Genomic DNA, 11,655 nt, shown 5'->3' with positions numbered 1-11,655 from the left:
GTGCCCACCGCCGCGCACAGCGATCTCCAGCCGCGCCTGCGCCGCCCAGCGCAGGGCGCGCCGCACCTCCGCCGCATCGCGCGGACGCAGCACGATCGACGGTGATCCTTGGGCCAGCGCCGTGCGCGCTGCCGCCGGATAGTCTTCATCGCCGGGCCGAATGATGTCGCCCGTGAAATCGGGGGCCAGTGTGTCGCTGTCGATCATGTTGGTCTCCTTCTGTGAACGCAGTGTCGGTCTCACAGAAGAGGACGCCAGGAGTGCGGCAGATGTGACCGACCGGGGGAAATCGTCCCGATCTTCATCCACCGATCGGCGCCCGCCCCCCCTTGCAGTCCCGATAGCCTGGCTGAATGGGAGATAGTGACGAGAGAGCGAGGAAACGGCTCTCTCGCACCCCCAATCGCGGTCTGACCGTCGCCGCGCTCGCCTTCGCCGGCCTGGTGTCGGCGTTCATGTTCACACTGGTCGTTCCGCTGCAGGCTGAGTTGCCGCACCTGCTGAACGCGTCGCGCGAAGACACCACGTGGGTCGTGACGATCACCCTGCTGGTCGCCGCCATCGCCACCCCGATCTCCGGGCGTCTCGGCGACATGTATGGCAAACGCCGCACTGTCATCGCACTGCTTGTGCTCCTGGTCATCGGCTCGGTCGTCGCAGCCCTCTCGGCATCCATCGTCGGAGTCGTCATCGGCCGCGCCCTGCAGGGAGCAGTCACGGGCGTCATCCCGCTCGGCATCGCGATCATGCGCGACATCCTGCCGACGAACCGGCTCGGCACCGCCGTCGCGCTCATGAGTGCCACCATGGGCGTCGGCGGAGCGCTGGGCATGCCGCTGGCCGCGTTCCTCGCCATCAACGCCGACTGGCACTCGCTGTTCTGGCTCGCCGGGGGCCTGGGCGTCATCGGACTCGCCCTCATTCTCTTCTTCGTCCCCGAAGACGTTCTGCTCTCGCCCGGACGTCTCGATCTGCTCGGCGTCCTGGGCCTCGCGATCGGCCTCACTGGACTGCTGCTGTATGTCTCACGCGGGGCTGAGTGGGGCTGGACCTCACCGATCGGATTGACCCTGATCATCGGCGGCGTCGCCGTGCTGCTGCTGTGGGGTTGGTATCAGCTGCGCACGACAGACCCACTGCTCGATCTGCGCGTCGCCGCGCGGCCCGCCGTGCTGCTGACGAACATCGCCGCGATCGGGATGGGATTCGCGCTGTTCTCATCGAACGTCACCTTCCCGCAGATGCTTGAGCTGCCGGTCGCCACCGGGTCTGGGTTCGGCCTCGACATGCTCACCGCGGCGTTCATCATCGTGCCGTCCGGGTTGGTGATGATGGTGATCTCGCCGCTGTCGGGCTGGTTGGAGCGCACCATCGGCCCGCGGCCGCTGTTCACCGCCGGCGCAGCCGCGATCGTGATCGCCTACGTCTTCGTGCTCGTGTGGTCGAGCGAGTGGGTGCACATTCTCATCGCCAATGCGATCATCGGCGTCGGCATCGGCTTCACCTTCGCCGCGATGCCGATGATCATCATGCGCTCGGTGCCGGCGAACGAAACGGGAGCGTCGAACGGTCTGAACGCGCTGTTCCGGTCTGTGGGCACCTCCAGCGCCTCGGCCGTCATGGGCGGGGTACTGGCCGCGATGAGCGTCGAGGTCGATGGCGTGGCGGTGCCGACGCGTGAAGCCTTCGATGTGTGCTTCTGGCTCGCGATCGTGGCCGGGATCATCGCCCTCGTCCTGTCGTTGTTCATTCCGCGAAATCGCGCGATCGAACCTCGACCGTCGTTGCCGAGCTGAGCCGATCTCAGAGCGTGAAGCCGTCGGGGTCGCCCGGAAGCGGCGGTCGCAGACGCCCGGGAATCGGCCACGGCAGAAGCCACGGATCGGATGCCGGTCGGCTGACATCTCCGAAATCATCGAGCTTGACCACGATGCGGCCGGGAACGCCATCGCGATCGGGCGTCACCTCGACCATGCGCACACGGACGGGGTGCTCGGCTTCGCCCTCGAGCATCCACGGGTCGGCGAGCCAGGCAAGCCCGTGCTCTTCCAAAGCGGCCTCGGCGTCGAGCCAGTCGACCGGGCCCGCGACAGGCCGCCCGAGCAGGTCAACGGCCGTCCACTCGTCGTCTGAGGGGTGAATCCAGCCGAGCAGTTCACCGTCATCGCGGCGGTGCGGGGTCCAGTCGTGCATCCGTTGAGGATACCCCGCCCGTGAGGCTGCATTCCGCGGATGAGATCCGCCGCATTCCGCGCAGGCGCGTCCGCGGAATGCAGGCTCGTTCGCTGGAGTGACGTTGCTGCGGCAACCATCCCCGACACAATAGAAAGATGGCAGCTCCATTGACACGCATGACCGCGAAGCAGTCACGGGCGTGGCTTGCGCTCATCAGCACGGCAGAACTGCTGCCCGCAGCGCTCGATGCGCAATTGCAGAGCGATGCCGCGCTCACCCACTACGAGTTCATGGTGCTCAGCGCGCTGCAGCGCAGCGGATCGATGCGGCTCAGCGATCTCGCCGCCGCGACGAACGCCACACTCCCCCGCGCGTCGAAAGTGCTCCGTCGCCTGCAACAGCGCGGATTCGTCGAACGCGAAGAGAGCGAGCGCGATCGGCGCAGCGTGCTGCTCACGCTGACCAGACAGGGTCGACGGCAGGTCGTTCTCGCCACACCCGATCACTTCGCAACGGTGCACCGGCTCGTGCTCGACCACCTCGATGACGACCAGCTGGATGCTCTCGCTGGGGCCCTCGAACCCGTCGTCACCGCACTCGATCCGAGACGCGAGTTCGGTCCGTTCTAACCCGCTGCCGCGCTAGTGGGTGTATTCCATGAGCTCGAGCCCGAGCATCCGGAATGCATCGTGCGCACGCAGTCGATGCGTGATCGACAGGTCGTCGAAGCACACGACCATCGCATACGCGATCCCGGCACGCGGCCCCGCGAGCACACCGGCCTCAGCCCGGACACCACCGCCCCGGCCAGTCTTGTTGATGAACAGCAGCCCGTGCTCGTCGTGGTCGTGCGCAAACGGATCGAGACCGGTCGAGGCTGCCACCAGGCTGAGGTCCTGGTTCAGGCTCAGCCACTCAGAAACCTGAGCGCTCACCGCCGCGTCGACGACGCGCGAATTGACCAACGCAGAGAAGAGCCTCGCGAGCTCACGGGTCGTGCCGACAGCGACGTGCGGGGCATCGTCTGGCCCGCGCCGATCACGGAACCGGTCAAGCAGCGCCGTGTGCGTGAGACCGAGCGCCGCAATGCGATCACTCACCCGCTCGTGTCCCACTCTCTGCAACAGCGCGTTGACGGCGATCGGGTCACCCGCGGTCGCGGCCAGCACAGCCAGGTCGCTCAGTGGAAGCGCCGGCGCCCGCAGATTGCGCCAGACGCCAGAGCTGACCACCGGATCCGTCGACGAACGATCGACGATCTCGAGCGGATCCAGCGTTCCCGCCTCGAACCCCGCCGCCACCTCGACCAGCAACGGCACGACACCCAGCCCGGCGATCGGCAGCGTGACATGGTCGTCGCCGGCGAGTACCTGATTGCCGTTGTCGAGGTCGGTCACATACACCGACACCTGGGCGCCGGCCTCGGCCAACTGTTCAAGCGATCGCAATGTCGACACGAACGAACGACGCCCCACGGCGGCACGCCTCGGGGGCCGTCGGGAGCTTCGATGAGCTCGCCGCAGCGTTGTCGCCTGCGAAGCACCATCGACGGGTTCAGGGAGCGAGGCAGCGCCCACGCGTTTTCCTTCCCAGGAAGGTGTCGGGGGGAGAGCCACTGGAAGCGCCCCCCAGCAGCCTTGGCTATCGTAGCCCGATGACCGGGCCCGCGTCACCGTCTGTGGAGAAGATCACCAGATCGTCACACGCTCATCACCGGGCAGATACAGCTCGTCGCCCTCGGTGACGCCGAACGCCTCATAGAACGCGTCGATGTTGCGCACGATCTGGTTGCACCGGAACTCATTCGGCGAGTGGGGGTCGATCGTCAGCAACCGAATCGTCTCGGCGTCACGGCTCTTCTGCTGCCAGACCTGCGCCCAGCTCAGCAGCAGTCGCTGCACACCCGTGAGGCCGTCGATGACCGGCGCTTCGGCACCGCCGAGCGACAGCTCATACGCCTTCAGGGCGATTCCGAGGCCGCCGAGATCGCCGATGTTCTCACCGATTGTGAGGGCGCCGTTGACGTGGTTCTCGGCCGGCAGTCCCTCAGGAACCAGCGCGTCGTACTGCGCGATCAGCGCCTTCGTCCGCTCCTCGAACGCTGCCCGATCGGCATCCGTCCACCAGTCATCGAGCTTGCCCGAACCGTCGTAGCGGCTGCCCTGGTCGTCGAAGCCGTGCCCGATCTCATGACCGATCACAGCGCCGATCCCGCCATAGTTGGCGGCGGCGTCGCGAGACGCATCGAAGAACGGATACTGCAGGATCGCCGCAGGGAAAACGATCTCGTTCATCGACGGGTTGTAGTACGCATTGACCATCTGCGGCGGCATGTGCCACTCATTGCGGTCGATCGGCCCGCCGACCTTGGCGATGTTCCGGTCGTGTTCGAAGATGTTCGCCCGGCGCACGTTGCCGAAGATGTCATCCGCGTCGATCTCGAGTGTCGAGTAGTCGCGCCACTCCTCAGGGTGGCCGATCTTCGGAGTGAACGCGTCGAGCTTGGCGAGCGCACGCTCGCGGGTCTCGGGGCTCATCCACTCGAGCGTCGTGATGCTCTGACGATAGGCCTCGATGAGGTTGTCGACGAGCTCGTCCATCGCGGCCTTGGCCGTCTGCGGATAGTGCCGCTCGACGTAGACCTTGCCGATGGCCTCACCCATCGCTCCCTCGGTGAGTGCGACGCCGCGCTTCCAGCGCTCCCGGATCGTGGGCACGCCGGTCAGCTCGGTGCCATAGAACGAGAAGTTCTCCTGCACGAAATCGTCGGTCAGGAACGGCGCGGCCACATGGATCACCTGAGCGCGCAGCCATGCCTTCCAGTCGTCGAGTCGGTCGGCCGTGAGCAACGAGCCGAGCCCCTCGAACGCGCTGGGCTGGCTGACGACGACCTCGGCGAAGGCATCCGATCCTTCCGCGCCCGCCGCGACGGCATCCCGCCACGGCGTGAGGTCGAGCCCGACGAGTCGCTGGAAGTCATCCCACGACATGAGGTTGTATGTCTTGACCGCGTCACGGCTGGCGACGTTGTCCCAGTGATGCGATGCGATCTCGGTCTCCAGCACGAAGGAGCGCTCGGCATCGCCCGCGGCATCCGACAGTCCGGCCAGCGTGAGCAGACGCTCGAGGTGTGCGCGATACGCGACGCGCGTGTCGGCGAAGTTCTCGAGGCGGTAGTAACTCTCGTCCGGCAACGACAAGCCCGACTGCACGAGAATGGGCACATAGCGCTCGGGGTTTCCCGGATCTCCGTTGATGTAGAGACCGATCAGGTTGCCGCGACCGTCACGCTCATAGGCGCCAGCGGTAGCCAACAGCGCCGGGATGCTGTCGATCTGATCGATCTCGGCAAGCGTCTGCTGCAGCGGCTGCGTGCCGGCGGCGTTGATCCGGTCGGTGTCCATGAAGCTCGTGAAGAGGTCACCGATCTTACGCTCGAGCGTGCCCGTCGGGGCATCCTGCGACTGTTCGATGATCGTGCGGACGTCTGTCTCAGCCTGCTCGGCGAGCATGTGGAACGAGCCCCAGCGCGCCTTGTCCCCGGGAATCTCGGTGCGATCGAGCCACGCGCCGTTGACGTAGCGGTACAGGTCGTCCTGCGGGCGGATGTCGGAGCTGAACTCGTCAGTGGCCAGGCCGGTGGGGAGAACATCAGTCATATAACCACCCTATGCGCGGTCGGGGTCGTTACTCCTCCGTACGCGAAGCCCGGCGAGCGCGACGCCCGAAGAGCCCGCGCGGCGCACTCGGAGCGGGCTCGGCCGGAGTCGCAGCAGCGCGAGCGGTCCGCCGCTCGCTCCACGCCGCGACCTCCGCGTCCACATCGCGAGTCCTGGTCACGACAGGAGGCCCGCCCATCAGCTGGCGACGTGCGGCGATCACACGAGCGTTGAAGTCCTCCAGCGCATCGCGGACGTCGCTTTCGCGAACGAGGCGATCAAGATTCGCATCGAGCTCGCGGTCTTCGTTGCGCAGAAGGATTGCGGGAGGTCCGAGACCGGTGAGGTTCTCGGTCTCGATCTTGCGGCGAATCCACCAGTCAGGATCATGGTGTGCGCCCAGCCCCTCAAGAGGTTTGCCCGCGCCGGGCAGATCGTCGAATTCACCCCGACGAATCGCGATCTGGATCGCCGTCTCCACGAACTCGTGCTTGTTCTCTGCGGTGAGATTCATCGGCGCCGGTTCAGGCTCAGCATCCGGCTCGTCGCTCTGCCGCGCCCGATATCGGGCCGCGGCGTCTCGATGGTCTGTCATGGTCCACCTCCGGATGCCGGTATTACCAGCCTACGCGCGTTCACAACTCAGCAAGAATCACACTGCCCGAGACGGCGGAGACTGAGAATCCGCGGTTCCGTCGTCTGCGCACGGTGATCTTTGCTGAGTTATGCGCGCGGAATCGTAAACTCGTGGGGTGACCGCCCGCCCTCTCTCCCTCAATCGAGAGATCCTGCGTCTCGCCGTCCCCGCCCTCGGCGCCCTCGTCGCCGAGCCGGCCTTTCTCATCGTCGATGCCGCGCTCGTCGGGCACCTCGGCACCGTGCCACTCGCGGGTCTCGGTATTGCGAGCGCGGTGCTTCAGACGATCGTCGGATTGATGATCTTCCTCGCCTACTCGACGACACCGGCCGTCGCGCGCAAGTTCGGCGCGGGGCAGAAGCAGGATGCGGTCTCCGTCGGCATCGACGGCATGTGGCTGGCGCTCGGACTCGGTGCCGTGCTCGCCGTCATCGGCTCTGTGTCGTCTGGCTGGTTGGTGTCGCTGTTCGGCGCATCGGCCGAGGTCGCTGAGCAGGCCGACATCTACCTGCTGATCAGCATGTGGGGGCTGCCGGCCATGCTGATCGTCTTCGCCGCGACCGGCTTGCTGCGCGGCATGCAGGACACCGTGACGCCGCTGTGGATCGCCGGCGCCGGCTTCGGCGCGAACGCGCTGCTGAACTTCCTCTTCATCTACGGTTTCGGATGGGGGATCGCCGGTTCAGCCATCGGGACCGTGACCGCGCAGTGGAGCATGGTCGCCGCCTACGTCGTGGTCGTCGGGCGGATGGCTCGCAGGCACGAAGCGTCCGTGCGCCCTCAGCGCGATGGCGTGCGCGGATCGGCCCGCTCTGGCGGGTGGCTGTTCCTTCGCACGGTCAGCTTGCGCGTCGCACTGCTGATCACTGTCGGGGTGGCAACCGGCATCGGCACAGAAGAGCTGGCTGGCTGGCAGGTCGTCTTCACGATCTTCTCGGCCGCGGCCTTTGCGTTGGATGCTCTGGCCATCGCGGCTCAGGCGCTGATCGGCAAGGGCATCGGCGCAGGCGACGACGCTGGCGTGCGCCGAGTGCTGGCGCGCACCGTCGCGTGGGGCGCATGGTTCGGGGTCGCCGTCGGGCTCGTGATCGGCGCGCTCTCCGGCGTGATCGGCCTCGCCTTCACCGGTGATGCGCAGCTGGCCGCGCTCATCCAGCCCGCGCTCATCGTGCTCGCCGTTGCACAACCGATCGCCGGCATCGTGTTCGTGCTCGACGGCGTGCTGATGGGTTCCGGCGATGTGCGCTACCTCGCGATCGCTGGTGGACTGAACCTCGTGCCGTTCCTGCCTGCTCTGTGGATCATCTCCGCCACCGGCGTAGACGAGGTCGCCGGGCTCACGTGGCTGTCGGCCGCGTTCTTCGGTGTGTTCCTGTTGGCGCGGTTCACGACCCTCGGCTGGCGGGTCAAGACCGGGCGCTGGCTGCGACAGGAAGCGTAGAGCGGCTCATTCTGCACACGCGCGCACGGGCGCGGGTTATCCACGATTCGTGGACGGGGCACCGGCCGGAATCATCGACCCCTGGCATCCCGGTCTCATAGCGACGACAATTGAGGAATGCTGACCATGAACGAACCGCAGGTATGGACGCTCATCGGCGTCTTTGCCGCAGGCCTGTTCGGCATGATCACGCTCATGTCGACACTGTTCGTGCGCATCATCCGCACCGAGATCCAGGGAGTTCACCGGCGGCTCGATCGCATCGACGCCGACGTAAACGCACTCATGCGGCACACGTTCGGCATCCAGCGCGACTGACCGTCAGCGGGCTACGCCCACCGCCGGCACCACTCATACATGATCACAGCGCCGGCCGCGCTGGCGTTGATAGAACGCGTCGAGCCGTACTGAGTGATCTCGATATGTCCGGATGCCGCGGCGATCGCCTCTTCGGTGAGCCCGGGCCCTTCCTGTCCGAACAGCAGCACGCAGCGCTCGGGAAGTTCAGCGCGATCGACAGGAACGGCGCCCTCGACGTTGTCGACGGCAATGATGGGGATGCCCTCTGCCGCCGCCCACGCAGCGAACGCGGCGACATCCTCATGGTGAACGACGTGCTGATAACGGTCGGTGACCATGGCGCCGCGCTTATTCCATCGCCGGCGACCGACGATGTGCACGGTGTCGGCGAGGAATGCATTGGCACTGCGCACGATCGAGCCGATGTTCATATCGTGCTGCCAGTTCTCGATGGCGACGTGGAACGAATGCCGTTGCGTGTCGAGATCAGCGATAATCGCCTCCATCCGCCAATACCGGTACCGGTCGATGACGTTGCGAGTATCGCCGTTCTCGAGAAGCTCGGGATCGTACTGCTCGCCGACGGGCCACTCCCCCTTCCACGGCCCGAGTCCGTGTGTGGTGCGCTCTGGTGTCTCGGTCACTACGCCAGCGTAGTCGGCCAGCGTAGTCTGGAGCCGTGGCATCTCCGGCAGCAGACGACTACCTCAAGACGGTGTACGCGCACACCGAATGGCAGGATGCGCCGATCACGCCGTCGGTGCTGGCCGCGAAGCTCGGCATCGCACCATCGAGCGTGACCGAGATGGTCAAGAAGCTCGCCAAGTCCGGCCTCGTCTCACATGTGCCCTACGGTGCCGTGCGATTGACGCCAGCGGGCGAGAAGCGCGCGTTGACGATGGTACGTCGGCACCGCCTCATCGAGACCTGGCTGGTGCAGGAGTTCGGCTACACCTGGGACGAGGTGCATGACGAGGCCGAGGTGCTCGAGCACACCATCAGCGATCGCCTGCTTCGCGGAATCGACGCTCGGCTCGGATCGCCGCGCTTCGACCCGCACGGCGATGCGATTCCGGATGCCGATGGCACAGTCATCCGGGAACCGTTCGTGCTGCTTGCCGAAGCATCCATCGGGCATACCGGTCGAGTGCTGCGCGTCAGCGATCGAGATCCCGAGCTGCTGCGCTCGCTGGAGGCGCTCGGGCTCGCGGTCGGATCCGTCGTCGGCGTCACCGAGCACGGCATCGAGGTCGCCGGCGTCGAGGTCGATCTTCCCGACGGTGCCGCCGAGATCGTGTGGCTGTCGTCAGAAGAACGTGTGGGCGAGGTCGACGACGACGTCTGAGTCGACCGATTCGACGACGGGCAGCACCGTCCACTTGTCGAACGACGTGCACGGATGCGACAGCCCCAGCCGCACGACATCGCCGATGGCGAGCACGTCACGCTCGAGGTGCACATAAGTATGCTGATCGTTCATGGCTGATGCAGATGCCCCGCCCAGCGGCTGCCATGCCGATCCGAGCCGCGCGCTCTTCGCCCGCGGCACCGGAAGCCCCTCGTCGAACGGGAAATCTCGCTTGCCGCCGTCAATCAGCGCGAGCTGCGGCTCCGGGTGCGATGTGACCCGGCCGACCCCGAACATGCCCACCTGAAAACGTGGCTTCTCTGAGCTTCGCCGACCCTCGTCGAACGGCGACATCCCGCGATAGAACCCCTCGTCGTGCACGATGTACGCCCCTGAGCGCAGTGTGAAGTGCGTGCGCCCGCCACCGGCTCGCTCGCCTGCCCCGGCCCGCGCTCCGGCGCGGGCAAATGCGTCGGCGACGCGGTCGAAGAACCCGCTGCCGCCGGCGGTGACGTAGATGTCGCCGCTGTCGTAGAGGTGCCCGATGCGCTCGTGCAGCTCGATCTGCGTGGCCAGGTACGCCTCGACGGCTGCCAGCGCGGCATCCGACCGGTCGTGCGCGAGGCATCCCTCGTAGCCGGCGACACCCGCCAGCCTCAAGACGTCGGATGCTGCGATGCGCTCGGCGATCTCGATCGCCTCTGCGATGGTGCGCGCACCCGTGCGCCCGCCCTCGGCTCCGATCTCGACCAGCACATCGACGGGGCGCGGCGTGTGTGCGTCACGCAGCGGAGCCTCCATCGCCTCGACCGTTGCGAGAGAATCGGCCCAGCTGATGAAGCGGAACTCCTCGTCTGCGAGCTCGGCGGCGAGGTAGCGCAGCGCATGCTCGTCGACGGCGGCGTTGGCGAGCATGATCGACGAGAACCCGAACGTGCGCGCCGTGCGTACCTGTCCCATCGTGGCCAGGGTGATGCCGAGCGCTCCGGCGTCGAGCTGGCGCTGCCACAGGGCCGGAGCCATGGTGGTCTTGCCGTGCGGCATGATCTCGAGCCCGCGCTCGGCGCACCAGGTGGCCATGGTGTCGATGTTGTGGCGCATGGCGGCGTCGTCGAGCACGATCAACGGAGTCCAGAACTCTGACAGGCGAGGACTCGTGGCGAGAAACTCAGCCGTCGTCATCCCCACCGCACGATCGGGCACACCCAGATGCCGCGCAGTCAATCGAATATCTCCGAGCATGTTCACGGTGTCCTCCTCTGTTGTGCCTCTGTCGCGCATGGTGCTGGCGATGATACGCCGGTCGGTCTGCGTCAGAGCGCTGGCATCGGCACACGCAATAGGCTGAGCACATGGCACACCGCGATGACATCGAATGCTGGCTCACCGACATGGACGGAGTCCTCGTGCACGAGAACGAGGCGATTCCGGGCGCCGATGAGCTGCTGGCCGGCTGGGAGAGCTCCGGCATCCCCTACCTCGTGCTCACCAACAACTCGATATTCACGGCGCGTGACCTCTCGGCCCGCCTGCGCGCTTCCGGCCTGAATGTTCCGGAAGAGCGCATCTGGACCTCGGCGCTCGCGACTGCCGACTTCCTCGCGCAGCAGCAGCCGGGCGGTTCGGCGTTCGTCATCGGCGAGGCCGGCATCCTCACCGCCCTGCACGACGCGGGATTCGTCATGACCGAGACGAATCCCGATTTCGTCGTCGTCGGCGAGACGCGCACCTACTCCTTCGAGGCGATCACGAAGGCGATCCGTCTGATCAACAGGGGCGCGCGTTTCATCATCACCAACCCCGACGCCACCGGTCCGAGCGTCGACGGTGTGCTGCCGGCCACGGGCGCCGTCGCCGCTCTCATCACCAAGGCGACCGGCCGTGAGCCCTATGTCGTCGGCAAGCCGAACCCGATGATGTTCCGCTCGGCGCTGAACAAGATCGGCGCGCATTCGAAGAAGACCGGCATGATCGGCGACCGCATGGACACCGACATCGTCGCCGGCATCGAGGCGGGCCTGCACACCGTGCTCGTTCTGACCGGCATCAGCGATCAGGCTGAGATCGAGAAGTATCCGTTCCGCCCCAGCGAGAT

The 11,655-nt window shown here is 66.3% G+C and carries 13 protein-coding genes; 6 read left to right on the top strand and 7 right to left on the bottom strand.

All coding sequences use genetic code 11. From position 1 onward, the window contains the following. On the bottom strand, positions 1-207 hold a 207-nt coding region (locus tag Q1J95_RS10410), incomplete at its 3' end, for an FAD-binding protein (protein WP_300267446.1). Positions 208-353: 146 nt separating this feature from the next. Here Q1J95_RS10410 and Q1J95_RS10405 point away from each other — a divergent pair. Further along, positions 354-1,796 carry an MFS transporter gene (locus Q1J95_RS10405; RefSeq protein ID WP_300267445.1) on the top strand — a complete coding sequence of 481 codons (1,443 nt, stop codon included), beginning with the start codon at positions 354-356 and terminating at the stop codon, positions 1,794-1,796. A 7-nt stretch (positions 1,797-1,803) separates the two neighbouring features. Here the strand turns inward: Q1J95_RS10405 and Q1J95_RS10400 are convergent, their stop codons facing one another. Then, positions 1,804-2,193, bottom strand: coding sequence for a hypothetical protein (locus tag Q1J95_RS10400; protein ID WP_300267444.1), 390 nt, complete (start codon positions 2,191-2,193; stop codon positions 1,804-1,806). A 137-nt stretch (positions 2,194-2,330) separates the two neighbouring features. Here Q1J95_RS10400 and Q1J95_RS10395 point away from each other — a divergent pair, with 137 nt between their 5' ends. Continuing rightward, positions 2,331-2,804, top strand: a complete 474-nt coding sequence (locus tag Q1J95_RS10395) for a MarR family transcriptional regulator (RefSeq protein WP_300267443.1) — start codon at positions 2,331-2,333, stop codon at positions 2,802-2,804. 12 nt (positions 2,805-2,816) lie between these two features. On the opposite strand, the gene Q1J95_RS10390 is transcribed toward Q1J95_RS10395, so the two are convergent. The 3 genes from Q1J95_RS10390 to Q1J95_RS10380 form a co-directional block, all read right to left on the bottom strand. After that, positions 2,817-3,650, bottom strand: a complete 834-nt coding sequence (locus tag Q1J95_RS10390) for a serine hydrolase (protein ID WP_300267442.1) — start codon at positions 3,648-3,650, stop codon at positions 2,817-2,819. 213 nt (positions 3,651-3,863) lie between these two features. After that, complete coding sequence (locus tag Q1J95_RS10385; RefSeq protein WP_300267441.1) at positions 3,864-5,834, bottom strand: M13-type metalloendopeptidase; 1,971 nt, start codon at positions 5,832-5,834, stop codon at positions 3,864-3,866. Positions 5,835-5,862: 28 nt separating this feature from the next. Beyond that, complete coding sequence (locus Q1J95_RS10380; RefSeq protein ID WP_300267440.1) at positions 5,863-6,429, bottom strand: DUF1992 domain-containing protein; 567 nt, start codon at positions 6,427-6,429, stop codon at positions 5,863-5,865. A 157-nt stretch (positions 6,430-6,586) separates the two neighbouring features. On the opposite strand from Q1J95_RS10380, the gene Q1J95_RS10375 reads away from it, so the two are divergent. Together Q1J95_RS10375 and Q1J95_RS10370 are read left to right on the top strand one after the other, a co-directional pair. Further along, positions 6,587-7,912 carry an MATE family efflux transporter gene (locus Q1J95_RS10375; RefSeq protein ID WP_300267439.1) on the top strand — a complete coding sequence of 442 codons (1,326 nt, stop codon included), beginning with the start codon at positions 6,587-6,589 and terminating at the stop codon, positions 7,910-7,912. A 126-nt stretch (positions 7,913-8,038) separates the two neighbouring features. Continuing rightward, a complete protein-coding gene (locus tag Q1J95_RS10370) occupies positions 8,039-8,230 on the top strand; it encodes a hypothetical protein (protein WP_300267438.1) in 192 nt (63 codons plus the stop codon). A gap of 11 nt (positions 8,231-8,241) precedes the next feature. Here Q1J95_RS10370 and Q1J95_RS10365 read toward each other — a convergent pair whose 3' ends face one another. Then, positions 8,242-8,856 carry a TrmH family RNA methyltransferase gene (locus Q1J95_RS10365; RefSeq protein ID WP_300267437.1) on the bottom strand — a complete coding sequence of 205 codons (615 nt, stop codon included), beginning with the start codon at positions 8,854-8,856 and terminating at the stop codon, positions 8,242-8,244. A 35-nt stretch (positions 8,857-8,891) separates the two neighbouring features. Between Q1J95_RS10365 and Q1J95_RS10360 the strand changes: the two genes are divergently transcribed. After that, positions 8,892-9,557 carry a metal-dependent transcriptional regulator gene (locus tag Q1J95_RS10360; RefSeq protein ID WP_300267436.1) on the top strand — a complete coding sequence of 222 codons (666 nt, stop codon included), beginning with the start codon at positions 8,892-8,894 and terminating at the stop codon, positions 9,555-9,557. On the opposite strand, the gene Q1J95_RS10355 is transcribed toward Q1J95_RS10360, so the two are convergent. Next, positions 9,519-10,802, bottom strand: coding sequence for an alanine racemase (locus Q1J95_RS10355; RefSeq protein WP_300267447.1), 1,284 nt, complete (start codon positions 10,800-10,802; stop codon positions 9,519-9,521). The genes Q1J95_RS10360 and Q1J95_RS10355 overlap by 39 nt on opposite strands. A gap of 110 nt (positions 10,803-10,912) precedes the next feature. Here Q1J95_RS10355 and Q1J95_RS10350 point away from each other — a divergent pair. After that, a partial coding sequence (locus Q1J95_RS10350; protein ID WP_300267435.1) for an HAD-IIA family hydrolase occupies positions 10,913-11,655 on the top strand: 743 nt, incomplete at its 3' end.

This window comes from Microbacterium sp., from assembly GCF_029263575.1.
Lineage (GTDB): Bacteria > Actinomycetota > Actinomycetes > Actinomycetales > Microbacteriaceae > Microbacterium.
Note: the sequence above shows the minus strand (reverse complement) of the source record. Positions and strands in the feature narration are given on the sequence as shown.